General features: G+C 55.1%; 25 protein-coding genes. 12 read left to right on the top strand and 13 right to left on the bottom strand.

Translation table 11 applies throughout. The annotated features are described in order from the left end of the window. Both ACWB12_RS07430 and ACWB12_RS07425 read right to left on the bottom strand, forming a co-directional pair. Positions 1-789 (bottom strand): NAD(P)/FAD-dependent oxidoreductase (locus tag ACWB12_RS07430; protein WP_479529433.1); only part of this gene is annotated, 789 nt, incomplete at its 3' end. An 89-nt stretch (positions 790-878) separates the two neighbouring features. Continuing rightward, entirely contained in the window at positions 879-2,036 is a 1,158-nt protein-coding gene (locus ACWB12_RS07425) for a GNAT family N-acetyltransferase (protein WP_479529432.1), read from the bottom strand. Between the two features lie 208 nt (positions 2,037-2,244). On the opposite strand from ACWB12_RS07425, the gene ACWB12_RS07420 reads away from it, so the two are divergent. Further along, a complete protein-coding gene (locus ACWB12_RS07420; RefSeq protein ID WP_479529431.1) occupies positions 2,245-2,490 on the top strand; it encodes a hypothetical protein in 246 nt (81 codons plus the stop codon). 1 nt (position 2,491) lies between these two features. Here the strand turns inward: ACWB12_RS07420 and ACWB12_RS07415 are convergent, their stop codons facing one another. The 4 genes from ACWB12_RS07415 to ACWB12_RS07400 all read right to left on the bottom strand — a co-directional run bounded on the left by ACWB12_RS07415 (position 2,492) and on the right by ACWB12_RS07400 (position 6,839). After that, entirely contained in the window at positions 2,492-3,262 is a 771-nt protein-coding gene (locus ACWB12_RS07415) for a glycerophosphodiester phosphodiesterase family protein (RefSeq protein ID WP_479529430.1), read from the bottom strand. Further along, positions 3,259-3,723: a RidA family protein gene (locus ACWB12_RS07410; protein ID WP_479529429.1), complete on the bottom strand. Its 465-nt coding sequence runs from the start codon at positions 3,721-3,723 to the stop codon at positions 3,259-3,261. Before ACWB12_RS07410 ends, ACWB12_RS07415 begins: the two co-directional genes overlap by 4 nt. A gap of 72 nt (positions 3,724-3,795) precedes the next feature. After that, positions 3,796-5,106 (bottom strand): HlyD family type I secretion periplasmic adaptor subunit, encoded by a 1,311-nt coding sequence (locus ACWB12_RS07405; RefSeq protein ID WP_479529428.1) that lies wholly within the window; start codon positions 5,104-5,106, stop codon positions 3,796-3,798. Continuing rightward, positions 5,103-6,839: a type I secretion system permease/ATPase gene (locus ACWB12_RS07400; RefSeq protein ID WP_479529427.1), complete on the bottom strand. Its 1,737-nt coding sequence runs from the start codon at positions 6,837-6,839 to the stop codon at positions 5,103-5,105. The genes ACWB12_RS07405 and ACWB12_RS07400 overlap by 4 nt, the downstream gene beginning before the upstream one ends. A gap of 195 nt (positions 6,840-7,034) precedes the next feature. Here ACWB12_RS07400 and ACWB12_RS07395 point away from each other — a divergent pair, with 195 nt between their 5' ends. Together ACWB12_RS07395 and ACWB12_RS07390 are read left to right on the top strand one after the other, a co-directional pair. Continuing rightward, on the top strand, positions 7,035-7,772 hold the full coding sequence (locus ACWB12_RS07395; protein WP_479529426.1) for an MlaA family lipoprotein: 738 nt from the start codon (positions 7,035-7,037) through the stop codon (positions 7,770-7,772). Continuing rightward, the gene (locus tag ACWB12_RS07390) at positions 7,750-8,367 is read left to right on the top strand and encodes an MlaC/ttg2D family ABC transporter substrate-binding protein (protein WP_479529425.1); all 618 of its coding nucleotides are present in this window, start codon (positions 7,750-7,752) and stop codon (positions 8,365-8,367) included. Before ACWB12_RS07395 ends, ACWB12_RS07390 begins: the two co-directional genes overlap by 23 nt. Position 8,368: 1 nt before the next feature. Here ACWB12_RS07390 and ACWB12_RS07385 read toward each other — a convergent pair whose 3' ends face one another. Further along, the gene (locus tag ACWB12_RS07385; protein WP_479529424.1) at positions 8,369-10,312 is read right to left on the bottom strand and encodes a lytic transglycosylase domain-containing protein; all 1,944 of its coding nucleotides are present in this window, start codon (positions 10,310-10,312) and stop codon (positions 8,369-8,371) included. Positions 10,313-10,490: 178 nt separating this feature from the next. On the opposite strand from ACWB12_RS07385, the gene dapA reads away from it, so the two are divergent. Both dapA and ACWB12_RS07375 read left to right on the top strand, forming a co-directional pair. Next, complete coding sequence (dapA, locus tag ACWB12_RS07380; protein ID WP_479529423.1) at positions 10,491-11,366, top strand: 4-hydroxy-tetrahydrodipicolinate synthase; 876 nt, start codon at positions 10,491-10,493, stop codon at positions 11,364-11,366. 290 nt (positions 11,367-11,656) lie between these two features. Continuing rightward, entirely contained in the window at positions 11,657-12,253 is a 597-nt protein-coding gene (locus tag ACWB12_RS07375) for an NAD(P)H-dependent oxidoreductase (RefSeq protein WP_479529422.1), read from the top strand. 229 nt (positions 12,254-12,482) lie between these two features. On the opposite strand, the gene ACWB12_RS07370 is transcribed toward ACWB12_RS07375, so the two are convergent. Next, entirely contained in the window at positions 12,483-14,030 is a 1,548-nt protein-coding gene (locus tag ACWB12_RS07370) for a trimethylamine methyltransferase family protein (RefSeq protein WP_479529421.1), read from the bottom strand. Between the two features lie 126 nt (positions 14,031-14,156). On the opposite strand from ACWB12_RS07370, the gene smpB reads away from it, so the two are divergent. From smpB to ACWB12_RS07345, 5 genes are all read left to right on the top strand, one after another. Next, positions 14,157-14,633, top strand: coding sequence for an SsrA-binding protein SmpB (gene smpB, locus ACWB12_RS07365; RefSeq protein WP_479529420.1), 477 nt, complete (start codon positions 14,157-14,159; stop codon positions 14,631-14,633). A 122-nt stretch (positions 14,634-14,755) separates the two neighbouring features. After that, positions 14,756-15,055, top strand: coding sequence for a hypothetical protein (locus ACWB12_RS07360; RefSeq protein WP_479529419.1), 300 nt, complete (start codon positions 14,756-14,758; stop codon positions 15,053-15,055). A 107-nt stretch (positions 15,056-15,162) separates the two neighbouring features. Continuing rightward, positions 15,163-16,014 carry a 3-mercaptopyruvate sulfurtransferase gene (gene sseA / locus ACWB12_RS07355; RefSeq protein ID WP_479529418.1) on the top strand — a complete coding sequence of 284 codons (852 nt, stop codon included), beginning with the start codon at positions 15,163-15,165 and terminating at the stop codon, positions 16,012-16,014. Positions 16,015-16,018: 4 nt separating this feature from the next. Then, a complete protein-coding gene (locus tag ACWB12_RS07350; protein ID WP_479529417.1) occupies positions 16,019-17,203 on the top strand; it encodes an amino acid aminotransferase in 1,185 nt (394 codons plus the stop codon). A 278-nt stretch (positions 17,204-17,481) separates the two neighbouring features. Beyond that, positions 17,482-18,891: a hypothetical protein gene (locus tag ACWB12_RS07345; protein ID WP_479529416.1), complete on the top strand. Its 1,410-nt coding sequence runs from the start codon at positions 17,482-17,484 to the stop codon at positions 18,889-18,891. A 246-nt stretch (positions 18,892-19,137) separates the two neighbouring features. Here the strand turns inward: ACWB12_RS07345 and ACWB12_RS07340 are convergent, their stop codons facing one another. Genes ACWB12_RS07340 through ACWB12_RS07330 form a run of 3 tightly spaced genes read right to left on the bottom strand, consistent with a single transcriptional unit; the run spans position 19,138 to position 21,388 of the window. Beyond that, positions 19,138-20,454, bottom strand: coding sequence for an ammonium transporter (locus ACWB12_RS07340; protein ID WP_479529415.1), 1,317 nt, complete (start codon positions 20,452-20,454; stop codon positions 19,138-19,140). Positions 20,455-20,487: 33 nt separating this feature from the next. Beyond that, entirely contained in the window at positions 20,488-20,826 is a 339-nt protein-coding gene (locus ACWB12_RS07335) for a P-II family nitrogen regulator (protein ID WP_479529414.1), read from the bottom strand. Between the two features lie 10 nt (positions 20,827-20,836). Beyond that, on the bottom strand, positions 20,837-21,388 hold the full coding sequence (locus ACWB12_RS07330) for a hypothetical protein (RefSeq protein WP_479529435.1): 552 nt from the start codon (positions 21,386-21,388) through the stop codon (positions 20,837-20,839). On the opposite strand from ACWB12_RS07330, the gene ACWB12_RS07325 reads away from it, so the two are divergent. Continuing rightward, positions 21,291-23,423, top strand: a complete 2,133-nt coding sequence (locus ACWB12_RS07325; RefSeq protein WP_479529434.1) for a transglycosylase domain-containing protein — start codon at positions 21,291-21,293, stop codon at positions 23,421-23,423. The two genes, ACWB12_RS07330 and ACWB12_RS07325, sit on opposite strands and share 98 nt — an antisense overlap. A 10-nt stretch (positions 23,424-23,433) precedes the next feature. Here ACWB12_RS07325 and ACWB12_RS07320 read toward each other — a convergent pair whose 3' ends face one another. After that, entirely contained in the window at positions 23,434-24,177 is a 744-nt protein-coding gene (locus ACWB12_RS07320) for a class II aldolase and adducin N-terminal domain-containing protein (RefSeq protein ID WP_479529413.1), read from the bottom strand. Positions 24,178-24,206: 29 nt separating this feature from the next. After that, positions 24,207-24,539: a hypothetical protein gene (locus tag ACWB12_RS07315; RefSeq protein ID WP_479529412.1), complete on the bottom strand. Its 333-nt coding sequence runs from the start codon at positions 24,537-24,539 to the stop codon at positions 24,207-24,209. Positions 24,540-24,757: 218 nt separating this feature from the next. Between ACWB12_RS07315 and ACWB12_RS07310 the strand changes: the two genes are divergently transcribed. Next, positions 24,758-25,626: amidohydrolase family protein (locus tag ACWB12_RS07310; protein ID WP_479529411.1), on the top strand; the 869-nt coding region annotated here is incomplete at its 3' end.

Raw genomic sequence — 25,626 nt, 5'->3', positions numbered from 1 at the left:
ACCTTGGGTGTCGGTTTTGATGCCGTTCTCTAACGTGATGCCCATAGCTTCGGCCAAGTTGGTGGCCGGTTTAATCCCGACGCCGGTGATGACAAAATCAACGGGGATGGTTTGCCCGTTGGTCAGGGCTGCCGATGTCACGCGACTGTCGCCCGACAGGTGATCCAGCCCGACACCCTCAAGGATATTCACGCCGTGACCCTTGTGCAGGGCGCGGAAATAATCCGAGGTTTCCGGCGCGGCGACCCGTTGCAGGATGCGGTCGGCCATTTCCACCAAGGTGACGTTCAGGCCCAATTTGGCGGCAACAGCTGCGGCCTCTAGCCCGATGTAGCCGCCACCAACGATCAGCACGTTTTTGCCAGCGATGAATTCAGGCTCCATCGCATCGATATCGGCCAATGTGCGAACCACATGCACACCTTGCAAGGTCCCACCGATGGCAGCGGGCAGGTGGTGTGGAGTGGAGCCGGTGGTGAGGGCGAGGTCATCATAGGCGAGGATCTCACCGTCAATAGTAACGGTTTTTGCCGCCGGATCAATAGCGGTGACAGAGCTGCCAAGGCGCAGGGCGATGTTCTGGTTTTCGTAGAATTCCCCGGGCCGCAGAAATAGCCGCTCGCGGCTCATGTCACCCAATAAGTAGCCCTTGGACAGCGGCGGGCGTTGGTAGGGTAGCACAGGTTCTTCACCAATCAGGGTGATGTCGCCATCATAGCCGAGGCTGCGCAATTTTGCGGTGAGCGAGGCGCCAGCCTGACCGGCGCCAATAACGATGATGTGGGGCATTGTGAAGGGTCCGATTTGCCAAGGATTTGCGGGAAAGGTAGCGCGGGGGGCGGGGGAAATGCAATTGCTGTATTCAAGTTGGGTCAGGGTTATCCCCGCTTGAATGGCCCATAGGATGTCATCACCTCGATGTCTTCATCCACTGCGTCTCTTTCATGCTCCAGAAATTGGGCAACGGCGGCGCGAAAACCATCGTCTGCGATCCAGTGCAGCGAATGGGTGGTGACGGGCATGTAGCCGCGGGCGAGTTTGTGGCCGCCTTGGGCACCCGCCTCGACCCGCGCCAGACCGTGTTCGATGGCATAGTCGATGGCGCGGTAATAGCAGAGTTCAAAATGTAGCGCGGGGTGGTCTTCGGCACACCCCCAGTAGCGACCGAACAGGGTATCGGCACCAATGAAATTCAGCGCACCGGCAACCCATTGGCCGTCCCGCATGGCCATGACCAGCAACATATCATCGCGCAGGGTTTCATGCGCGATGTCGAAAAACGCACGGGTCAGATACGGTGTGCCCCATTTGCGTGCACCTGTGTCCTGATAAAAATGCCAGAATGCGGCGAGGTGGTCTGGGGTGATATCATCGCCCGTCAACGTATGAATGGTGCCACCGAAATCCTGCGCCTGCTTGCGCTCGCGGCGGATGTTTTTACGTTTGCGCGAGGACAGCGAAGTCAGGAAATCATCGAAGGTTTTATAGCCATCGTTCACCCAGTGAAATTGCTGGCCAAGGCGATGCATCAGACCCATTTCCTTGCCCGCTTCGGCTTCGATTTCAGTGCAAAAGGTGATGTGCATTGATGACAGTTGGTTCTCAGCTGCCAGTTGCACCGCGCCCTGCACCAGCGCGGATTGCCCCGTAGTTTCAAACCCTGCACGGGTCAGGAAACGCCGACCTGTAGCGGGGGTGAAGGGCACGGTCAGTTGCAGTTTTGGATAATATCGCCCGCCGGCCCGCATATAGGCATCGGCCCAGCTGTGGTCGAACACATATTCGCCTTGCGAATGGGATTTGGCATAGGCAGGGGCAGCCGCGATCAACTGGTTGTCCAGATTGGCGGTTATGTGGCGAGGGGTCCAGCCTGTGCCGGTGCCGACAGACCCGCTGACCTCGAGCGCGGACAGGAACCGGTGGGTGGTAAACGGATCAATCGGGCGGCCATCCTCGGGGCAGGCGCAGGCATCCCAATCACCGGCAGGGATGTCGGCAAGGCTGGTCAGAACACGGATTTCGATTTGTTCGGGCATGGGACAAGTGTGGCGTATCGGTGGGCGGGGTCAAGGGGCTGGATTTTGCTTTGCCGTTTTGCGATGAAAGGGGCAGGAGGAAGCATATGAAAATCACTTTGTTATGCGAGAATGAAGTCTGTTCAATGTACTGATTGGCCGAATGGGGTTTTCGGCGTTTATTGAATATGGGGATCAAAAATCCTGTTTGATACGGGGCTGTCCGCATGTGGGGATTCGCAATAATTTCGAGCGTGCCAAAGAGGTGACGGGCCAGCCGTTATATGCGGTGATTGGCGGCTTTCATTTATTGGCCGAGGACAACCCGCCGATTGACGAAACCATCGCCTATTTCAAGGGCGAGGCACCAGAAGTACTGCTGCCGATGCACTGTGTTGATTTCCCAGCACTGGTGGCGTTTCACAATGCGTTCGGGTCAAAGAAATATGCAGCAGGCGATGTGATTACGCTATAGTTTACGATGTTGGGAGTACTGAGGGATACCCTTCAAACGTCACGTTATCCGCCACTTTTCGAGCCTCGACCTCGGCCTCGGCACTGCGGATGGTCCAGCAGATCACATTCGCCCCTTTGTTGTGCAATTCGGCAATGCGGGGGTTCTCCAGATCGTCATGGCGATGGCTGATAAAACTGGCGCGGGCGCGGTCATAATCGGGGATACTGCGCAGACGTTCGCGGGTTTTCTTGTTCAGCAACTGCCAGTGCTCGGCTGGGAAATGGCAGGTGACAATGCCGCGTGGTGTGGTCGGGGCAAGCTCGGATAGGGCAATGATGGAGTGGGGATTGAAGCTCATCACCGCCGCGGGGCCATCGTAATATTTCAAGGCATCGGCGACAGATTGTTCCAGTGGGCCGATGTCAGTTCCCATCGCACCATCCTGATCTTTGGTTTCAATCAGCACAGGGGCGTGGCCATCAATCAGGCTCAGGATTTCGGGTAGGGTCGGGATGGTTTCATCACAGCCAAGCAGGCGGGTTTTGGTTAGATCATCCCGCTGTAGCATGCGGATCGGGCCGGATTTGCCCGTCAGGCGGGTCATGTCGTAGTCGTGGAATACCATTGCGTGGCCGTCAGCAGACAACTGCACATCCAGCTCGATCCCGTAACCGGCATCAATCGCGGCCCCAAAGGCCGCACGCGTATTTTCAATAATACCCGACCCCGCATCATGATAGCCACGGTGCGCGATCGGATGCTTTAGCAAGCCATCGGGAAGGGGTATCATTTGATCTGGAAAATGCCTTCGATTTCAACGGCGACACCCAATGGCAGGGCGGCGGCGCTGACCGCGGCGCGGGCATGACGGCCTGCATCGCCAAACAGTTCCACCAGAAAATCCGAAGCACCGTTGATGACTTTGGGCTGGTCGGTGAAATCGGGGGTGGAGTTGACGAAACCACCCAGTTTAACCACGCGAACCAGCCGGGACAGATCACCATCACAGGCCGCTTTCAACTGGGCAACAAGGCCAAGGGCACAGGTCTTCGCAGCAACGGCACCAGTGGCGACATCCATGTTTTCACCCAGTTTGCCAGTAATCAGACCGTCGGGACCATTCGAGATTTGACCAGAGACAAACACCAGATCGCCGGAAATGACGAAGGGTACATAATTGGCGGCGGGGGCGGGGGCGTCGGGCAGGGTGACGCCGAGTTCAGTTAGGCGGGCTTCATATGCATTACTCATCTGGTCTGTCTCCGTTGGTTGGGTGTTTTTCCGGACGCTAACCGCGATTGGCGCATAGGAAAACCACCAAATTCAGTTTTCCCGAAATGCTCTGGCGAAATAATCGGCCAACGGTTTGACCAGATAGGCCAGCGGCGTGCGGTCATTGGTGCGAATAAATGCTTGCACCGGCATGCCTGGGATCAGGGTGGCATCTGCGGGCAGCTTATTAATTTCACCGTTAAGCAATGCGATTTCCGAGCGATAAAAGCTGGCTTGGGTCCGTTCGTCAGTAAATGCATCGGCTGATATTTTCATCACCCGCCCCTTTAGTTCTGGGGTGGTGCGGGCATCAAATGCCGAGAACCGCAAGGTAACTTCCTGACCAATAAAAATTTGGTCAATGTTGGTTGGTTGAACCTTGGCTGCAATCACCAATGGGCGATCCTGTGGCACCAGATACAGCACTGGATCGGCGGGTCTGATCACCGAACGGGGCGCGAAAAACTGCATTCCGTAGATGATGCCGGACAGGGGCGCACGAATGTCGAGGCGCGACAATTTTTCGGTCAGGGCGCGGCGTTGTTCCTGTAGCTCCAGTTCGCGGAATTGGAGATCACGCAGGCGGGTGATCGCCTCTTCGCGCCGTTTGGTTCCGAATTTCAGAACCTCGATTTCGATCTCGGTAATCTTGCCCTCGGCCTGAGCCTTGCTTGCAGCCAGTTCCCCCATAGAGCCACGAAGCCGTGCCTGCTCGCGCTGTAGGCTCAGCACGCGCGACACCTGCGCAAGACCACGATCCAGCAAGGTTTGCTGATTAACCAGTTCCTGTGTGATCAGGTCAAGCTGTGAATCCAGCGCGGCTTGTTGGGCGGTTATACCGGTGATTTGATCAGCAATCTGGCCGCGGCGTTTTTGCATTTGCGACACTTCCTGATCCAGCGATTCCAGCCGCGCCCTGAACAGGCGTTGCTGGCCCTGCATCAGGTTGGTCGCGATCGGCAAATTCGTGGCAGATGCAACAAGCTCGGCGTCAAACGTGATATCGTCCGTTCCGTCACGTTCGGCCTCTAACCGGCCACGCCTTGCCATCATTTCAAATAATTGCCCTTCGACCACCACAAGTTCCGATGCAAGGGTCGTCGCATCAAGGCGCAGTAATATGTCGCCCGCATTGACAAGATCGCCTTCCTGCACGCGGATTTCCGAAATTACGCCACCGTCAGGGTGTTGCACAACCTGCCGGTTCTGGTCGACCTCGATCTGGCCACTGGCGATCACTGCACCTGATATATTTGCCATCACCGACCACGTACCAAAGCCGCCGATCAAAACCAGAATGGCCAGAAACCCAAGGGTCAACGGGGCGCGGGCGGACCAGCCCTTTGCTGCATCAGTGTTCATGTGACGCCCCCTTTTGTTGCACTTTGGCGGATTTGTTCGTGGTTTTTGACCATCTCGCGCATCACGTCATCCTTTGGGCCGAATGCCTTGATCGCGCCCCCCTCGAGCACAATCAGCAGGTCACATTCCTGAATGGCGGCGGGGCGATGGGCCATGATCATCACGGCTCCGCCATCGGCCTTCATCTGGCGGATCGCGCCGTTCAGGGCGTTTGATCCCTCATTATCCAGATTTGAATTTGGCTCGTCCAGCACCAGAATAACAGGGTCGCCATACATCGCACGTGCAAGGCCGATGCGCTGTAGTTGCCCACCGGACAACCGCCCGCCATTGGTGGAAACGCGGGTGTCATAGCCGTCGGGGAATTCCAGTATCATATCATGTGCGGCAGCCTTTTTGGCGGCTTTGATGACAGCATCATCATCAGGGTGCATCGACAGGCGGGCGATGTTTTCGGCGATGGTGCCATCAAACAATTGCACCCGTTGCGGCAGATATCCAATGTGCTGGCCCAGAATGTCGGGGTCATATTGATCCAGCGTTGCCCCATCCAGCCGGATTTTGCCACCTGCCACCCGCCATACGCCGGTGATCGCCCGTGCAAGGGTGGATTTGCCCGCACCGGAGGAGCCAATAACGCCAAGCGCCTGACCGGGTTTCAGGGTAAAACTGACCATACGAAGCGAGGCTTGTGCTTGCCCCGGCGGAACAACTGTCACCTGTTCGGCGACCAACAGTGCTTTTGGTCGGGGCAGGGTTGTGCGTACGGCTTCAACAGGCACTTCGGAAAGCAAAGTGGAAAGGTTGCTCCATCCCTTGCTGGCGGCTTGCACCAATGCCCATTGGCCGATGGATTGCTCGATCGGGGCCAATGCGCGGCCCAACAGGATGGACCCTGCGATCATCGCACCTGCGGTCAGTTCGTTTTGCAGCACCAGATAGGCGCCCAGACCCAGCATTGCCGATTGCAGGAACATGCGGAATGTTTTGGTCAGGATGGAAAACCCACTGGTGCTGTCCGAGGCACGAATGCTGGCGGCAAGTGCAGTTTCACGGGCCGCATTCCAGCGGTCAAATACAGCGCCCTGCATCCCCAGACTTTGCACCAGTTCGGATTCGCCGCGTAGTTGTTCGGCCATTTGGCCAGCGTGGTGGGTGGATATATTGGCGTCCAGCACTGGCGTGCGGGTGACCCATTGGTTCAACAGGGTGATCAGGATCAGAAATCCGCCACCCGATATGGCAAGGATGCCCAGCCACGGGTGGAACAGAAATATTCCGCCCAGAAAGACCGGCGTCCAGGGAATATCGAAAACCGCAGTCAGCACGGGTGATGTCAGCATACGCTGCACCGCTTCCAGATCACGCAGCCCGCTGTTGGTTTCGGGTGTGCCACGGCCCCGCGCATTGGCCCGCAACACGGCTGAAAACACGCGCCGGTCCAGACTGGACTGGAACCGCGCCCCGATGCGGGCCAGAATGCGCCCTCGGGCATAATCCAGCAGCCCCATCATCGCAAACAGGAACGTGACCAGCACCGAAAGCGCCAGCAACGTTTCAACCGATCCGCTGCCCAGCACGCGGTCATAAACCTGCAACATATACAGGGGGCCGGTGAGCATCAGCAGATTAACGAATGCGCTGAAAATACCAACGGCCCAAAACAGCCCCCTGCTTTTGCGCCGCGCCGCCTTTAGTTCTGCTAGCCCGTTCCTGCGATCTGGTTGCCGCATATTGCCTCTTTCAACTGCCGATGCCGTGGTGCATCCTTAGGGGATGATATGACACAAGAATGACTTGTAACCAATCTGTCACAGATTTAACCTTGCCCCGAGTTACCTATGGGCATTGTCGCATCAAAGACTATGTAGTGTGAAACTACGAACAAGCAGTAGAGATTACCATTGTTAGTTTTGAATAAAATACGAATGCGTTTATCTAAGGTGGTTCTTACCAGCCTTGTCCTAGCCCTGATGGCGGGGTGCACAGCCCCTGTGGCCAAGGGTATTACCGACCCATACGAGGTGCGAAACCGCCAAACCCACGAGGCAAATCGCGATCTGGATCGTGCGCTGGTTAAACCTGCGTCGGGTGCATATGGCAACGTGATTCCCAAACCTGTGCGTCAGGGAATTGGCAATTTTGCCTCGAATTTGAATTTACCAGGCATTGTTGTGAATAACCTGTTGCAGCTTGACCTAGACAGCGCTGTCAAAAACTCCAGTCGGTTTTTGTTCAACACCACAATCGGGCTGGGCGGTATTCTGGACCCCTCGACCGCGATGGGCCTGTATGAGGAGAGCAGCGATTTTGGCGAAACCCTACATGTCTGGGGTGTAGGCGAGGGCAATTATGTTGAACTGCCCTTTGTCGGACCGTCAACCGAACGGGATATGGTCGGGATGGTGGTTGACGTGTTTACCAACCCGTTGACATTTGGTGCCCCTACGCCCGAAAAATATATGGGGCCGGTTGCTAAAGGCTTATCAAAACTTGGTGATCGCTACCAGTATTCTGACACTGTCGACTCTATATTATATGATAGTGCCGACAGCTATGCGCAGGCCCGCCTGTTGTATCTGCAACACCGCAGGTTTCAATTGGGACAGGAAGTAATTGAAGAAGACCAAGGAGACGATGGCTATGACGATTTTTACGCAGAATGATCTGACGCGCCGCAAAATCATGCTGGGCGGCGCTACTGCTATTGCTCTGGGGCCTTTGGCATCTCCTGCCTTAGCGCTCACCAACGGGCAGGCCTCTGCCCACGTGGAAAAACTGGTGGCGGCGATTAACAAAGTGATAGCTTCGGGGAAATCCGAAGGCAGCATGATCAAGGAATTCGAGAAGATTTTTGTTAAATATTCAGATGTTGGATATTTGGCGAGCTACGCTCTGGGGGTTGAGGCGCGTCAGGCAAGTGCAGCGCAAAAACGTAATTTCGCCAAGAATTTCCAAGGTTACATTGCCCGTAAATACGGCAAACGGTTCCGCGTATTCATTGGTGGCCAGTTAATTGTTCAATCAACTAAAACGGTCAAAAGCCACGTTGAAGTGAAAACGCAGGCCCGTTTGAAAGGTCAAGCACCTTTTGAGGTGATGTTCTTTGTTTCGGACAAGCGCGGTAAGCCATTGTTTTACAACATGTATATCGAAGGTATCAACATGTTGCTGACAGAACGCACCGAGATTGGCGCGATGCTGGACAAGCGTAAGGGCAATATGGATCAGATGATCAAGGATCTGAAATCCGCAGGGTAACTTATCCGCCCTGTTGCAACTCGGCAGATAGGGATAACGGCGGCGTTTTGCCCGATAGGCGGGCGCGGTAAACCGGCAACGATTCCGCAACACGCATTACATAATTACGGGTTTCCCGAAACGGGATGTGTTCGATCCAGTCCACCACATCCACGCCTGCCGAACGCGGATCACCGAATGCGATGACCCAAGACCGCGCGCGGCTTGGCCCCGCGTTATATCCGACGGAAATCAGGATCGGTGATTTTCCAAACTCCTGTTCCAGTTGCGCCAGATATGTGCTGCCAAGGCGGGCGTTGTACCGCCAGTCTGTCAACAACCGCTCGACCTCGAAATCAAGCTCTAACTCGTCGGCCACGGATTGTGCCGTGCGGGGCATCAACTGCATCAACCCTTTTGCACCAACCCCGCTTTCGACACTCGGATTGAATTCGCTTTCGCGCCGCGCAATCGCCAGCGCGAGTTCGGTGGCGACGGGCAGCTTTTCTTTGGCCAGATCATGCAGCGGGTAATAGGCGCGGGGTAAAACATATCCGCGTTTGGCCGCCTGTTTGGCGATCATCAACGCGATATGCGGCTCTTTCAGCGATAACGCCAGATCGGCCAACTGCCCCAGTTCCGTGCGGTTAAGGGATTCGGCGACTTGCAAAAAGAACCGTTTTGCTAGCGCGGCTTCCCCTGCTTTTTGCAACAACAACGCAGCTTCCAGCACATCGGACGATATAAAACGGGCATTGCGCCAGTCAGGAAATGTTTCAGCCCCAGTCAGGGCGGCATCCATGCTGAAACCGGCCCGTTCCGCCGCCAAAAGTCCGTAAAAACTGGTCTGGTATTCTGCCGCGAATGCATATGCAGCTTGCGCCGATCCTTCATCACCTATCGCCTGATAGGCGCGGCCTTCCCAATATCCGGCACGGCCCAGACTGATCGGGCTTTGCACGGCCACCCGAAAGCTCTGGAAATGGGCCAGCGCGGTTTTCGGGTCATTCAGATAACGCAGCGCGAGATAGCCAGATAACCATTCCAGATCGGCAAAGTTAGCCCCCTCGCCAAGGCGATGCGTCGACGCCAGCCGATAGGCAGTTTTGCCGTCGCCTTCGCGCATCATCTGGCGCGCCAGTGATCGGCGGCGGTTGGCCCAGCGGCCAGGCTCGCCCAAGGTTTCAGCGGATACGCTGCGTTCCAGCAGTAACGCCACTGCATCGGCGGTGCGCCCTTTGCGGGCCCGCCACAAGAAACGTTCATAGGCGAGGCCGGGATTGGATTGCAGCGCCTTTGGAACAGCTTCGATCAGGGTATCGACATCACCCTCTTTGCGGCGCAGCGCGATGCGGGCTTCGGACAATGCCTTCCAGCCATCACTGACCAACGGATACATCCGCCGCGCATCCGCAAACCGCCCGCGCCACAACAACATATCCAGCCGCGCCGTATGATGCGGGGTCAACAATTCCTTGTGAGCTGATAAAAATGCAGCCCGTCCCGATTTGGACAACGCAAATGTGCGCCATGCCAAAACCACGGTTGCGGCTGCATCGCCATCATGGCCTTTGGCCTTGTAGGCGCGGGCCAATTGCAAAACACCGTTGGTGGAATCTGGGCTTTGGAGATCGAAGTAGGAGATCACCTCCTTGGCAGGGGTTTCAGGTGTGATGGCAGCTTCGCCCTTTCGGCGCATCAGAGGCAGACCGGGCCAGTTCGGGTGCCCGTCCAGAAATGCGCGATATTCGGCCAAAGTGCCGTTGCCGGCCCGCAAACGGTGCCACTCGATAATATCCTTGCCAACCTGCCCCGCAGGGGTGACGCGGCGTATCGCCTCGGGCCAATCCGCGTCGTTTATTGATTCAAATGCCGCGGCCAATGCTGCTGGCGCACGGTTGTCTTGTGCCAGTGTCGGGGTCAACAACATCAATAGGGACGTTAGAATTAGGATAAATAGGCGCATATAGGGCGGAATTCCTTTGAATTTCGGACAGGGTTATCACAAAGTGTACCTGCAGAGGCGAACCTGCAATACACAATCTTGGCAATCGCGCAAACTGCGGCTAGTTTCCGCCGCACAAGGCGTCGGGTGACTCGCTTATCGGATCACTAGTAAACGCAACACATTAAGGAGACGTATCATGTTCAAAGGGTCTTTCCCCGCTCTGGTCACGCCGTTCAAAAACGGTGCGCTGGATGTTGATGCGCTCAAACACCTGGTTGAATGGCATATCGAGCAAGGCAGCAACGGATTGGTGCCGATGGGAACAACTGGCGAAAGCCCGACCGTGACCCATGAGGAACACGAGCAGGTGATCGAGATCGTGGTTAAGGCTGCGGCTGGCCGTGTGCCGGTGATTGCCGGTGCCGGATCAAACAACACCGCTGAATCCGAGCGCTACATGGCGTTCGCCCAAAAGGTCGGTGCCGATGCGGCCCTCGTGGTGACGCCCTATTACAACAGGCCAACACAGGCCGGCATGATCGCCCATTTTACGGCGCTGCATGACAAACATGACCTGCCGATTTTCATCTATAATATTCCGGCCCGATCAGCCGTGGATATGACGACCCAAACCATGGCGGAACTGGCCAAACTGCCGCGCATCGTTGGGGTCAAGGATGCCACAGCAGATATGGTGCGGGTGTCCGAACAACGCGCCGCGTGTGGCGCGGATTTCATCCAGTTTTCAGCCGAGGACGCGTCCGCGCTGGGGTTTAATGCGCACGGTGGTATCGGCTGTATTTCGGTGACAGCCAACGTGGCCCCGCGTCTGTGTAGTGAATTTCAGGCCGCCACGCGGGCCGGTGATTACGCATTGGCGCTAGAGTATCAGGACCGCCTGATGCCGCTGCACGAGGCGATTTTCACCGAACCCGGTCTGGTCGGCGTGAAATACGCTTTGTCCAAACTCGGCCTGTGTTCTGACGAGGTGCGCTTGCCATTGGTTGAGCTGACGGATGACACCAAAGCCAAGGTAGATGCCGCGATGAAACACGCGGGTTTGTTGGGCTAGGCCGTGTTTGGTCACTTTGCCCGCACCCACCTGATTTACGGGGCAACAGGTGCGGGCAAATCAACCTAGTCATTTGTCAGGTTACGGTGAATGTCAGGAAAGAGCCCATACTACCAAATGCTGATAGAGAGATGCTGCACAATTCTTCTTGACCTAAAGTTACCTTGAGCTTTTATAATGCTTTGCATGAGCGGTCTGGAATTGCCTTGTCGTGTCAGAGTATTGGCCTCATATTCTGGGTATGTTCTGCTTGTTCGTTCGAGATGCAGTAGTTTCTATGGAATTCACTTATGCATGTATTGACTATCCTCGATCATCCCAACCCAGCCTCGTTCAGTGCAGCCGTTGCCCAACAATTCATGGATGGTGCCAAAGCGGCTGGTCATTCAGTTGAGCTTGCGGATTTGCATGCCGAAGGTTTTGACCCGCGTTGGTCGATGGCAGACATTGCAGCAGATGGCAGCTCAACCACATTGGCAGATGTGACGAAAGAACAAGCGCGGATCGCGCGGGCAGACGCGATATGTCTTGTTTTTCCGCTATTTTGGTGGGGCATGCCGTCTATGATTAAGGGTTGGGTTGATCGTGTGTGGACATGGGGTTGGGCCTACGATCAGTTGGATGACTCAGAACGATCACTTCAACGATCCCGTTCTGGAGTTCTTCTAATACCGGCCGGAGCACGTTCAGACGAAATGGAAAAAGCTGGTTACCTCGCCGCATTGGAAACTGCTTGGATCAAGGGAACATTTGGATATTTTGGATTTGCCCCACGCAGGCTCGAGGTGCTCTTCGGCTCGACTGGGTCATCAAAGCGGAGACAATCTCTCTTAGCAAAAAGCTATCAAGTTGGCCTGACCCTCGCACCTCCCCAACGAGCCGAATAGGCAAATCGATGCCGCTTGCTTTATGTTCCTTTGCTAAACACGCATCTTAATCACTGAACAGCAGCTCTGTCCCGCATAGCTGCCGTATACCCGCTCGGCTTAAGGGCCTGCTTGCCGAAACTGAAGTTAACGCGCGGCAAAAGGGAAAAACCGTGCCGTAATAACGATCACGCGCCATTTCTCATTGATGCAGTCGCATTTTATGGGTGTGCCCAGTGATGCGGCGCCCCTAATACCACGCATCTTCCATGCTGGCCTTCTTGCTGGCAATGAATTCTTTCAACTCACCATCCTTGGCATCGTCCAAAGGTGGCGCTTCATATTTGGCCAGCGACTCCTTCCAGCGGGTGTTGGCGCGACTGGCGGCGTCAATGCTGCCCTCCTCATCCCATGTCTCCCACGGCTGATCATCATTCAGCGCGGTGTCCCAATAGGCGGTTTTGTAGTGGCGCATGGTGTGGTCGCAGCCGAACAAATGTTCGCCCGGGCCGTTTTGCGCCAAGGCCTCAAACCCCAGTGTGTCTTCGTTCACATCAACACCAGCCGCATAGGCGTGCAGCGCACCGCAGACATCGGCGTCCATCATGAATTTCTCATAGGACATCGACAGTAATCCATCCAGATAGCCAGCGGCATGCATGTTAAAATTCACCCCGCTTTGCATGGCCGACATTTGCGACATCATGCTTTGCTGCATGGCTTGGGCGTCGGGGAGTTTCGAAGTGGTAAAGCTGCCCGCCCCGCGAAACGGCATGTTCAATCGCCGTGACAGTTGCCCCATCACCAATGTTCCCAACGCGGGCTCAGGAGTGCCGAAGGTGGGCGAGCCGGACCGCATGTTTAGTGACACCAGAAACGACGCCAAAATCGCAGGCGATCCCGGGCGCACCAGTTGAGTGATGGCGCAACTGACCATGCTTTCGGCCAGCGATTGCGCGGCTTGTCCGGCCATCGTCAGCGGTGAAACCGCCCCGCCAAGCAGGAACGGCAGGTGGATCGAGCCTTGGTTCGCCCCCGCATAAGCGCGAATTCCAGCGGTGGTTTCGCCATCAATCACCAGTGGCGAGGTGGTGTTGAAATTGCCCATGACGACGCAATTCTGGTCAACAAAATCCGCGCCAAACAGAATGCGGCTCATTTCGATGCTGTCCTTGGCCCGTGATGGCGCGGTGATTGATCCCAAAAACGGGCGATCCGAATAGCGCATATGGGCGTAGACCATATCCAGGTGGCGCTTGTTCACCGGCACATCGGTCGGCTCGCAAATGGTGCCGCCGGAATGGTGCATCCAAGGCGAGGCTTGCGCCAGTTTCACGAAGTTCTCGAAATCCTCGATGGTGCCATAGCGCCGCCCCTTGTCCAGATCCATCACGAAGGGTGAGCCATAAGAGGGCACAAAAACCGTCGCATCGCCACCGATCTGGACGCTGTTGGCGGGGTTGCGGGCGTGCTGGGTGAAAATCGCCGGCGCGGATTTCAGGATCTCGCGGATCATGCCAGGCTCGAATTTGATGTTCCACCTGTTGTCGGGCAGATTGGTCACCTTGCCGCCAGCTTTGCTAAACAGACGCACAGTTTCGGCGTCGTCCCGAAGCTCGATGCCGATCTCGGCCAGAATCCGGTCGGTGGTGGCCTCGATCCGGATCAGGCTTTCTTCGTCCAGAATTTCATAGGGCGGAATGCGCCGCGTAATATAGGGCACATACATATGCGGGTTTTGCCCCGATGTGCTCTCACGGGATTTGCGGGTACGGCGTCGGGTGGGGCGCGTTGCCATGCATCTGTCCTTTGCTGGTTTGTCCGGGTATTTCAAAGGCTGGCGTGCCAATGATCTGTTCCATTTGCGACGCCGCGATTGCCAACAGGCTCTAGACAGCCGCCCAGCCATCTTTTACATCACCCTATGGCCAACAAAAAATCTGACCCCAACTACAAGGTGATCGCCGAAAACCGCCGTGCGCGGTATGATTACGCAATTGAGGATGACATAGAGTGCGGTATCATGCTGCAAGGCTCCGAGGTGAAGTCGATGCGCGAGGGGCAGACGAACATCGCCGAAAGCTATGCCAGCCTTGAGGATGGTGAATTGTGGCTGATCAACTCCTACGTTGCGCCCTATAAACAGGCCAAAACATGGGGTCACGAGGAACGTCGCAAGCGCAAATTGCTGGTGTCCAAAAAAGAGCTGTCCAAGCTGTGGCAGGCCACAGCACGCAAGGGCATGACGCTGGTACCGCTGGTTATGTATTTCAACCATAAGGGTTTGGTGAAGATCAAAATCGGCGTGGCCCAGGGTAAAAAGAACCACGACAAACGCGCCACCGAAGCCAAACGCGACTGGGGTCGCCAAAAAGCGCGGCTGTTGCGCGAAAGCGGCTAACCCTACGGTAACCGTTAACTTTTGTTGAAAAGTGTAAGTTTTGGGCTAGAATCGCAGCAACCACGGTTAGTGGGGCGCGCTGTGGGCGTAAATGTTGGCCTCTTCAGGAAGGAACGAGTGAAATGGAAATGATTATTGGTCTGATTTCGGGTGCAGTTGGCGGCAACGCTGCTGGCGGTCTCATGAAAGGGCTTAGCCTTGGCACCCTTGGCAATACGATTGCCGGTCTTGTGGGCGGCGGTCTAGGCTCTCAATTGCTGGGCATGATGGGCGGTGGCAACATGGCCGAAATGGCGGCAGGCGCTTCTGAAATGGCTGGCGGCATGGATATCGGCTCGATCGTAGGTCAGGTCGCTTCTGGAGGCGTTGGCGGCGGTGTTGTGCTGGCGGTTGTTGGCATGGTCAAAAAGATGATGGGCTAAAGCCAAATAAATTGAGGGCGTCCGATACACTTGGGCGCCCGCTGCTCTTGCCAGCGTGGTCCCCTCGCGCTAGGCCGTATAAGACAGTTACCAAAGGGGCAATTTTCATGTTTCAAGACGACCCAAAAGCGCTGGTTTCAACCAAATGGTTGGCTGATCATTTGAATAGCCCCGACGTACGGATTTTTGATGCCTCGTGGTTTATGGACGGGGACGAGCGCGACGCCCGTGCCGAATATGAGGCGGCGCATATCCCCAATGCGCGGTATTTCGATATTGACGATGTGGCCGATCATCGCTCTGATCTGCCCCATATGGCCCCGCCGACCGAGAAATTCATGTCGCGGATGCGAAAGCTGGGTGTGGGCGATGGCCACCAAGTGGTGGTTTATGACAGCGCCGGGCTGTTTGTGGCCGCGCGGGTCTGGTGGCTGTTCCGTCTGATGGGTAAAACCGATATTGCGGTGTTGGACGGGGGCTTGCCAAAATGGGTCGCCGATGGATATCCGGTAGAAGACATGCCGCCGATCATCCGCGACCGCCACATGACGGTGAGCCGTCAGGCACATCTGGTCAAGGATGTGACGCAAGTGGCCGCCGCCAGCAAACTGGGCGATTACGAGATTGTGGACGCGCGTTCGCCCGACCGGTTCTATGGCCGCGAGGCGGAGAGCCGCGAGGATTTACGCTCGGGCCATATCCCGAATTCAAAGAATGTCTTTTACGCCAGCCTGTTGAACACCGACGGGACGCTGAAAGATAACGCCGCGCTAAAGGCGATATTTGATGCCGCAGGTGTGGATCTGTCCAAACCCATTATAGCCACTTGTGGTTCGGGCGTGACCGCCAATATCGTCACCCTTGCCCTGACCCGCATCGGGCATATGAAACATTCGATTTACGATGGCTCCTGGTCTGAATGGGGCATCCCCAGTGATCTGAAAATTGAAACGGAGTAAGAAAATGCTGACCAACCTGACAAAACAGCCCGCCGACAAAATCCTGCAATTGATGCAAATGTTCCGCGAAGATCCGCGGGATGACAAAATCGACCTTGGCGTTGGTATCTACAAGGATGCCAACGGCAATACGCCGGTGATGCGGGCGATCAAGGCGGCCGAAAAACAGCTGTGGGAGGTCGAGACCACCAAGAAATACACCGGCCTTGCGGGTGAACCTGCCTATGGTGATGCGATGGTCAATCTGGTGCTGGGTGATGCCGTGCCGCGTAATCGCGTCGCAGCAGCGGCGACACCGGGGGGCACGGGTGCGATCCGTCAGGCGGTGGAACTGATCAAAATGGCCAGCCCTGATGCGACGATCTGGATTTCAAATCCAACATGGCCAAACCATCCATCGATCATTAAATACGTCGGCATGAAAATGGCCGAATACCGTTATTTCGATGATGAAACCTGCGGCGTTGATTTTGACGGCATGATGGCTGATCTGGCGAATGTTAAGGCAGGGGATGTGGTGCTGTTGCATGGCTGCTGCCACAACCCAACGGGCGCAAATCTGAATTTGGCGCAATGGGCTGAAGTGATTGCCAGCTTACAGGAAACCGGTGCAGTTCCGTTCATCGACATTGCCTATCAGGGCTTTGGCGATGGATTGCAGGAAGACGCAGCAGCGGTACGGCTGGTAGCATCTTCAATGCCGGAAACCCTGATCGCGGCCAGCTGTTCCAAGAACTTCGGCATTTACCGCGAACGCACCGGCATCCTGATGACGGTGTCGCAAGAGGCAAATAACCAACCACTGGCGCAAAGCACATTGGCCTATCTGAACCGTCAGAATTTTTCCTTCCCGCCGGACCACGGCGCGCGTCTGGTGACGATGATTTTGCAGGACAAGGTGCTGCGTGACGACTGGAAGGAAGAACTGGAAAGTGTGCGGTTGGGCATGTTGGCCCTGCGCGAAAATCTGGCGGGCGAATTGCAACGTCTTTCAGGGTCGGACCGGTTCGGGTTTCTGGCACAACACCGCGGCATGTTCTCGCGGCTGGGGGCGTCACCCGAGAAGGTCGAGGTGCTGCGGGCCGAGCATGGCATCTATATGATTGGTGACAGCCGGATGAACATCGCGGGGCTGAACGAAGCAACAATCCCGATTTTGGCCAAGGCGATTATTGACGTGGGTATCTAGGGCCTGCCGTAGCCTGTCAGATAGTTTGTCCTCGAACAAGCAGGCGTTCGGAAATATCCGGCGAATATCGGCTGTGACGGACTTTGCTACCGTTCACATCTAGCCTGTCAGTGTCTGCTTTGGCACCATGCGCAAATGCCCAAATTAGGAAATATGGATATGTGCCTCGCATGGAGTTTTACTGGGGGCCTGTCTTTGTTAGTATGATGCTAATTGTAGCAATCAAACAATTGGACTGCCCACTAATGACAGAGTTGGCATAGATGAGGGGAGTTGATTTGAAATTGATTTATCAGTCCACACTATTAGCAACGGTACTGTTTCTGAGCATAGCAACGACGCTCCGCTCCGGTCCAGCTGAGTGTTTGGCGACACCATCACAGGATTGCATTTTTAAGCTAGCAATTGAGGCGGCAGAAGAAGAAACCAACCCTCACTATTGGGCTGCCGGAATGATGCATATTGCGTTTCTTCAGGAAAGTGTAGGTTCTGAAAAAAGTGGCGAGACATTGGCATATTTTATCGAGAACTTGCCAAACCGTATGCCCAACCCCAGAACCATCGCGTTTGCGCTCTGGATTCGACCAGCCAACAGTTTGCAAAAATCGTTGCCAGACGCGCCGCAAGCTTCGCAGGAAATTTCTTCTCTCCTTCTTAATTTGGCACCGCAGCTGGATGACAAAGGAGAGAAAGCTGCGATTGGCACTGCGGCAGCATATCTTGTTTACACTCCGCAAAAGCGCCAAATTTACGACCTGATCGAACAAATGGACCAAGATCACAGGCCAGATGTTATCAATGCAGTGGTGCGTGGACTGATTGCGTTAGGGGATGTGGAAATGCTGCAAAAGCTTTTCGATTTAATTCCAGACCCAGATATGCTGAGTAAGACCAAAGCAATCGCTGTTGTCCATCTAACCAGAAATGGTGATTACGACACTGCCAAACGCATCGCATCTTCGGTGGTCACTGTAAGAGTTCGAGTTGCTGCCTACATAACAATTATGCATTCCTATGTTCGCAACCAGCATTATAACGAAGCCCGTAGGATCGCACAGTATTTACAAGAGAGTTATGAAATTGATGATGTGTTGGGGCTACGGTGGGCTCTTGAGCGCACCTATTCGGATATCGGTGATGATGTAAAGCTGCGTGCGCTATTTCAGACACGTTCAAGTAATGCAGGGAATAGCGGCCGGGATGAGCTGCTTGCGACCGCCGCAATGATGCAGGGCGATCTTGGCCCGATATTCGATTATATGGAGCTATCGCAACAACAAAAAAGCGCCTCCTCGTCTTACCTTTTAAACCGATACGTGGTTAGAGACTATTTGCGATCAGGGCAAACTGACTTAACGCGGTTTATTGAGTATTTTGGACGCAACCATTTGAATGATCGATCCCCTCAGGATGTATTTAGCAGGCTGGAATTCCTCGCGGAAAAGCAAGCGGAACAAGGCGACCTTGATGGCGCACAAATGACATTTTGGCGCGCAGATTTTGTGCTTGAAAAAATGATGAATGAAGAGCAAGTCCAGAAATTTTACCGGCAGCGATTTGCAATCCAGCAAAGATCTGCATTCGAGCGGCTTTTAGTGGAACGCGGAATGATAAAAGAAGCGTTGGCGTCGGCTTATGAAAGGCGCAATGCCGTGGCGCTGGCAGATTTAGCCACCATGATCGATTGAAAAACGACTGGATCGGTATCTGCGCAGGGTTTCGATGAGCTTGCTGCATAATTTAACTTGGGCCCGAACCAGGCAACTGATAATTTTAGTCGGACGGCCACTTCGGTCATTTAGCACCCAAAGGGCAGGCTATGTGTCAAAAAAAACGCAATCTATCCGACACATCACACCCGCGGACAAGGTTGCGAATAAACAAAAGCCGGCGAGATTTCCCCCGCCGGCTTTTCATTTGCGTAACGGCCAATATCAGCTGTGATACGCCGCTTCGCCATGCGTGGCTAAATCCAGCCCGCGTGCTTCGTCCTCCTCAGACACCCGCAAGCCGATGGTCATATCAATGCCTTTGAACAGCACAAAGGAAACCACGGCCGTCCAGACGATGGTGATACCAACGGCCTGTGCCTGTATCATGGTCTGGCCCATCATTGTGACGCCTTCGCTATACCCAACGCCGCCCAACGACGGGGCGGTAAAGATGCCCGTGCCAACCGCACCGATGATGCCGCCAACGCCGTGGATGCCGAACACATCCAGACTGTCGTCATAGCCAAACTTGTTCTTGACCACAGTGACAAAGAAGAAGCAGGCGATCGAGGCACCAGCACCCAGAACAATCGCGCCCACAGGGCCGATGGAACCCGCCGCAGGGGTCACAGCCACCAGACCGGCGATCATGCCGGACGCCGCACCGAGCAAGGAAACCTTGCCGCGAAGTGTGCCTTCTACGATGGTCCAGCCAAGGATTGCGCCCGCTGTTGCGGTGAAGGTGTTGATCATCGCCAGACCTGCGCCACCGTTGGCTTCCAGATTAGAGCCCGCGTTAAAGCCGAACCAACCGACCCACAGGATCGCCGCACCCACCAGTGTCAGTGTCATCGAGTGTGGTGCCATCATGTCTTTGCCAAAGCCTTTGCGCTTGCCCAGAACAATCGCGCCAACCAATGCCGCGACACCTGCGTTGATATGCACAACCGTGCCACCGGCAAAGTCCAACGCGCCTAGATTATAGATGTAACCAGCGCCATCCCAAACCATATGGGCAATCGGGAAATAGGCGAAGGTGACCCACAACAGGGTGAACACCATCACCGCGCTAAACTTGATCCGTTCGGCGAATGCTCCGATGATCAAGGCAGGTGTAATCGCCGCGAATGTCATCTGGAAGGCGATGAATACAAATTCGGGAATGATCACGCCTTCTGTAAATGTTCCAATCATTGTATCTGCGCTGACACCCGACAGGAACAGTTTGCCAGTGCCGCCCCACCACGCGCTGGTGCTGCCGCCAAAGGCGAAGGAGTAACCGTAGATCACCCAGATCACCATCACCAGTGCGGTGATCATTGTGGTTTGTGTCAGCACCGACAGCATGTTTTTGCTGCGCACCAGACCGCCGTAAAACAGCGCCAGACCCGGCAGGATCATGAACAGTACCATCACGGTTGAAAAGATCATGAACGACACGTCGCCTTTGTCCATTGTTTCAACAGCATCTTGTGCAAAGGCCGTGGTCGCGGCCATTACCGATCCCGTTGCCGCCATCATTAAATTTCGTAGTTTCATTTTTCTGTTCCCTCTCGTCGATCTGCCTTTGGGCTAGATCGCGTCCTCGTTGGTTTCGCCGGTCCGCACGCGGACGATTTGCTCGACATCGAGCACGAATATCTTGCCATCACCGATCTTGTCGGTGCGGGCAGTGTTCTGGATGGTTTCAACCACCTGATCGACCACGTCCGATGCCACGACGATCTCCAGCATCACCTTTGGCACGAAATTCACGGTGTATTCGGCCCCGCGATAGATTTCGGTGTGGCCGGATTGTGCGCCAAAGCCTTTGACTTCGGTCACGGTCATGCCACGAACGCCGATAGCAGTTAGCGCCTCGCGGACCTCCTCGAGTTTGAAGGGTTTGAGTATTGCTTTGATGAGTTTCACGGCGTTTTCCCTATGCTTGGCAGACATCCTGCGCATTATGCGAATAGGTAAGGCGTGCTACGGGGCCATGACTCAAGGATTCGAGCCCATGATATATTAAGAAAACAGGCAAAAACGCACAATTTATGCGCAAAATTGAATGTGTGATTAAAAAATAGGCAGCAACATAACGGCACTGATCCAAAACTACCCCCTCTACATTCGGCTGCAAGCGTTGTAGGTTGCGAAAAAAACAGGCAAGCACCAGATAGGGTGACATAATGAGTGGTTCAGGTAAAAAGCGCGGCCGTTTGGTCGCCGACAGACGGTATCCTACGGCTAAATTGTCGAGGAACAAAAGAGACGTGGCAAAACCGGCCGCCAAAAAACCGGCCAAACCTGTTGTGAAGAAAACCCGCGTGAAAAAAGCCAAAGTTAAATCCCCGCGTGTGAGAAAAGCCGCGACTGGCAGGTCTTTCTTCGGGTTGTCCAGACTGTTTGCAAAGCGTCCTAAATCCAAGAAGAAACCAGCAGCCCGCAGAGCAAAACCAAAGAAATCGGCCAGCAGGTTCAACCCTGTCACAGCATTTATTCTGGGTATATTTGGCTGGATATTTAAGGCAACATGGCGGATCGGCTGGCGTGTCGCAGCTGTCGTAGGGATATTGGTCGGGGCAGGTGTGGCGTATGATTACACTACCCTGCCACCTGTATCGCAGTTGGTGGATGGTCGCGCGCGCGGGTCCGTGACGATGATGGATCGAGACAACCGTGTGTTTGCATGGCGTGGTGACCAGTTTGGCGGGGTGGTAACAGCGGCAACGGTATCGCGCCATTTGAAAAACGCAGTGATCGCAACCGAGGATAAACGCTTTTACCGCCATTTCGGGATCAGCCCGCGCGGGGTTGCCAGTGCGGTGCGGATCAATCTGTCCGCGGGGCGTGGGCCATTGTCGGGTAATGGTGGATCAACCCTGACACAGCAAACCGCAAAGCTGCTGTGCTTGGGTAAACCGTTTGACCCAACCGCCGGATATAGCGAAAAAGAATACGAGGCAGATTGTCGGCAAAGCTCGCTATCGCGCAAAATCAAGGAAGCCATTTACGCAATGGCGCTTGAGGCGAAGTATTCCAAAGACGATATTCTGACGATCTATCTGAACCGCGTTTTCCTGGGGGCCGGCGCGCGTGGGTTCGAGGCTGCCAGCCAGCGGTATTTTGGCAAACGTGCAAGCGATGTTAATCCGGCCGAGGCCGCAATGCTGGCGGGATTGTTAAAAGCACCGACGCGGTATGCCCCGACCAATGATTTGCAGCGCTCGCAAGATCGAGCACTGACAGTTTTGAAGTTAATGGCAGAACAAGGGTATCTGACATCTGCCGAGGCAGCGCAGGCGCGGGAAAACCCTGCTGTGCTATCGCAGGCCGCGCGGGCCCGTGCCGGCGGATATTTCGCCGACTGGGTGATGAGCAGTGGGCCGTCATTTTTCACTAATGACACCACCGAAGACGTAATCATCCGCACCACGCTAGACCCGCGCATCCAGCGCGCCGCAGAGGATGCGCTGGCCTTTGTGTTCGAAAACAAGGTGAGCACCGGATCCAAAGCGCAGGCGGCGATCATTGTGATGTCGGCAGATGGGGCTGTTCGGGCAATGGTCGGCGGACGCGAGACCAAGGTATCGGGTGCGTTCAACCGCGCCACACAGGCGTTGCGCCAGACCGGATCGACGTTCAAACCGTTCGTTTATGCAGCGGCGCTTGATTTAGGGTACAGCCCGAATGATTTCGTAAAAGACGCGCCGTTGACGATCAACATACCCGGTTCCGGCCCGTGGAGCCCTAAGAACTATAATGATAAATATTTTGGCCGTGTGACCCTGAGCGAGGCCTTGATGCGGTCGCTGAACACCGCAACCGTGCGGGTTTCGGAAAGTGTTGGCAGTGATAATGTGCGCAAAATTGCGACAGATTTCGGGATCAGGAATGATCTGGCCGCTGGCCCCGCGGTGGCTCTCGGGGCATCTGAATCTACCCTGATAGAAATGACAGGTGCCTATGCGGGCATCCTGAACGGCGGGCGCAGTGTGACGCCTTACGGGTTGATCGAGCTGCGCCTTCAGGGCGACACCGAGGCAATGATGCGCCAAGAGGGTGGTCTGGGCGAGCGGGTGATCAACAGAACTGCGGCGGGCGGGCTGATCTATATGATGAGTCAGGTGATTGAGAATGGCACGGGGCGACGGGCTAGGATGGCTGATCGCCAAGTGGCTGGTAAAACCGGCACAACGCAAAAGGCGCGTGATGCGTGGTTCATCGGGTTTTCCGCGGATTACGTCACCGGCGTCTGGATGGGTTATGACGACAACACGCCGCTAAAGGGTGTAACGGGTGGGGGTCTGCCTGCGGAAATTTGGCGCGAAACAATGGTGCGGGTCCATGAGGGCGTTTCGCCAAAACCTCTGCCGATGATCCGGCCAGCTAATGCTGCGCCTGCTCCTGTGCCAACACCAGCACCAACGCCGCAAAAACCGGTTCCCGCCCAACCCCAGATGAGCGAAGATGCGATTGCCGAGCAATTGTTACTGGATGTGTTGCGCAATATAACGAAGCCATAAATTCAGGCTTCTAACTGGCATAGGTTGATCCTTCCTCATCGAGGATCGCTTTCAGCTCGGCCAGATGGCGGGTATCTTGCTCTGGATAGTCCTCAAGCTCCTGCGCGGTTTTTTCGGCGATGTCATCGGGCAAGATGCGCAAGGGCTGTCCGGTTTGTAGCGCACGAATGTATGTTTCGGCGGCGCGTTCAAAATAGAACAACCGGTTAAAGGTTTCGGCCACCGTATCGCCTATGATCATCACCCCGTGGTTGCCCATGATCATCACTTTCTTTTTCGGGTCGGTCAGCAGCGCGGCACAGCGTTTACCTTCCTCCTCGAACGCCAATCCGCCATAGCTTTCATCAATCACATAACGGTTGAAAAACGTAGCACTGTTCTGGTCAATCGGCGGCAGGTTTGAATCGGCCAGTGACGCCAGAACCGTGGCATGGATTGAATGCACATGCATGGCACAACGGGCGTGAGGGCAGTGACGATGCAGCCCCCCATGCAGTCCCCATGCCGTGGGGTCCGGCGCGTTGGGGCCTTGCAGGGTGTCGGGATCATTGGCGTCTACCACCAGCATGTCCGAAGCCTTGATCCGGCTGAAATGCATCTGATTCGGGTTCATCAGGAATTTGGTGCCGTCCTCATCAATGGCCAGCGAGAAGTGGTTGGCCACGCCTTCATGCATGTTCAGCCGCGCAGTCCAGCGAAAGGCGGCGGCAAGGTCGACGCGCTCCTGCCAGTGGTGGATGTTGGGCTTGGTCATGGTGTCGTCCTTTGCATCCTAAGCGGGGGCTAACTGTCTATTCGGTTGTAATATCCAGCCCAATTGCCAGGCTCGGGATGCAACAATTGATAGGAATTTTTATCTGCACTGGAAAGATTTGAATACCAGTTCCGAAAGTAAATCATGAAGTCTTCACCCGGACCCATTCTCCAACCTATGCTATGCATTTCATGGCTAGGAAACTGTTCCCATGGAGCTTCGAGGGATAGGCCAGCCTTTTCCCAATCTACTTTTTGTAGTTTGGAGGCCGCTCTTATTTCTTCTAGAATTTCATTCAAATCGGAAGGAATTTTCCCATCAACAATCTTATATGACGTATTCTTCTTAAATGGATTTCGCATGACAAATTTCCCTCCTTATAGAAACGATGCCTGTGCCGGTTTGGTAATAGTCTCCGTAACCATAGGTTGTCTCCGGAAACATTCTATGCGCAGTATTTGCAGTATACTAACTTGATGTCTAGCAATTGGTTTCATTCGAGATTAGCGCTATCCGCTGCTCATACTCGCCATGCATTTTACGGGCTTGCATCATCTGCCAAACTGATGACAATAGGTAAATGGAAAATACAACTCTCAAAACATGGTCTGAATGCGCTGCAAACCTGATCGCTGTTGCGGCGGGGCGCATGCCGACTGACATGGTTATCACCGGCGGGAAATGGGTGAATGTCCAGACCCGCGAGGTTCTGGAAAATCACGATATCGCCATCAAAGACGGGCGGTTTGCATATTGCGGGCCAGACGCGAATCATTGCATTGGTGACGACACGATCGTGATCAAAGCCGAGGGACGCTACATGATCCCCGGTCTGTGTGACGCGCATATGCACATTGAATCTGGCATGCTGATCCCCGCCGAATTTGCCCGCGCGGTCATTCCTCATGGCACCACGTCGATGTTCACTGACCCGCATGAAATCGCCAATGTTTTGGGCCTGCGCGGGGTGCGCCTGATGCATGACGAGGCGATGATGCAACCGATCAACATTTTCACCCAGATGCCATCCTGTGCGCCTTCGGCCCCCGGTCTGGAAACCACGGGCTACGAGATCAGCCCCGAGGATGTGGCCGAGGCGATGACATGGCCCGGCATTATTGGGCTGGGTGAAATGATGAATTTCCCCGGCGTGATCAATGCCGACCCGAAAATGCTGGCCGAGATTGCCGCGACGCAAAACGCGGGCAAAACCGTGGGTGGCCATTACGCCAGCCCCGATCTGGGTCTGCCGTTTCATGCCTATGTGGCGGGTGGTCCGGCGGATGAACACGAAGGCACCTGCGAGGCCGATGCGATTGCACGGGTGCGCCAAGGGATGCGTTCGATGATGCGGCTGGGGTCTGCGTGGTATGACGTGGAAACCCAGATCACGGCAGTGACCGAAAAGGGGTTGGACCCGCGCAACTTTATCCTCTGCACCGACGATTC

It is taken from the genome of Profundibacter sp. (genome assembly GCF_056498605.1).
This window is presented reverse-complemented; position numbering and strand designations above follow the sequence as displayed.

What these genes read in the sequence shown, in the direction of transcription:
- ACWB12_RS07385 (WP_479529424.1), bottom strand. Translation starts at nt 10,312, where the DNA reads ATGCGCCTATTTATCCTAATTCTAACGTCCCTATTGATGTTGTTGACC.
- ACWB12_RS07370 (WP_479529421.1), bottom strand. Translation starts at nt 14,030, where the DNA reads ATGGCAACGCGCCCCACCCGACGCCGTACCCGCAAATCCCGTGAGAGC.
- ACWB12_RS07410 (WP_479529429.1), bottom strand. Translation starts at nt 3,723, where the DNA reads ATGAGTAATGCATATGAAGCCCGCCTAACTGAACTCGGCGTCACCCTG.
- sseA (WP_479529418.1), top strand. Translation starts at nt 15,163, where the DNA reads ATGTTTCAAGACGACCCAAAAGCGCTGGTTTCAACCAAATGGTTGGCT.
- ACWB12_RS07425 (WP_479529432.1), bottom strand. Translation starts at nt 2,036, where the DNA reads ATGCCCGAACAAATCGAAATCCGTGTTCTGACCAGCCTTGCCGACATC.
- ACWB12_RS07400 (WP_479529427.1), bottom strand. Translation starts at nt 6,839, where the DNA reads ATGCGGCAACCAGATCGCAGGAACGGGCTAGCAGAACTAAAGGCGGCG.
- smpB (WP_479529420.1), top strand. Translation starts at nt 14,157, where the DNA reads ATGGCCAACAAAAAATCTGACCCCAACTACAAGGTGATCGCCGAAAAC.
- ACWB12_RS07360 (WP_479529419.1), top strand. Translation starts at nt 14,756, where the DNA reads ATGGAAATGATTATTGGTCTGATTTCGGGTGCAGTTGGCGGCAACGCT.
- ACWB12_RS07375 (WP_479529422.1), top strand. Translation starts at nt 11,657, where the DNA reads ATGCATGTATTGACTATCCTCGATCATCCCAACCCAGCCTCGTTCAGT.
- ACWB12_RS07395 (WP_479529426.1), top strand. Translation starts at nt 7,035, where the DNA reads ATGCGTTTATCTAAGGTGGTTCTTACCAGCCTTGTCCTAGCCCTGATG.
- ACWB12_RS07350 (WP_479529417.1), top strand. Translation starts at nt 16,019, where the DNA reads ATGCTGACCAACCTGACAAAACAGCCCGCCGACAAAATCCTGCAATTG.
- ACWB12_RS07340 (WP_479529415.1), bottom strand. Translation starts at nt 20,454, where the DNA reads ATGAAACTACGAAATTTAATGATGGCGGCAACGGGATCGGTAATGGCC.
- dapA (WP_479529423.1), top strand. Translation starts at nt 10,491, where the DNA reads ATGTTCAAAGGGTCTTTCCCCGCTCTGGTCACGCCGTTCAAAAACGGT.
- ACWB12_RS07415 (WP_479529430.1), bottom strand. Translation starts at nt 3,262, where the DNA reads ATGATACCCCTTCCCGATGGCTTGCTAAAGCATCCGATCGCGCACCGT.
- ACWB12_RS07320 (WP_479529413.1), bottom strand. Translation starts at nt 24,177, where the DNA reads ATGACCAAGCCCAACATCCACCACTGGCAGGAGCGCGTCGACCTTGCC.
- ACWB12_RS07390 (WP_479529425.1), top strand. Translation starts at nt 7,750, where the DNA reads ATGACGATTTTTACGCAGAATGATCTGACGCGCCGCAAAATCATGCTG.
- ACWB12_RS07315 (WP_479529412.1), bottom strand. Translation starts at nt 24,539, where the DNA reads ATGCGAAATCCATTTAAGAAGAATACGTCATATAAGATTGTTGATGGG.
- ACWB12_RS07405 (WP_479529428.1), bottom strand. Translation starts at nt 5,106, where the DNA reads ATGAACACTGATGCAGCAAAGGGCTGGTCCGCCCGCGCCCCGTTGACC.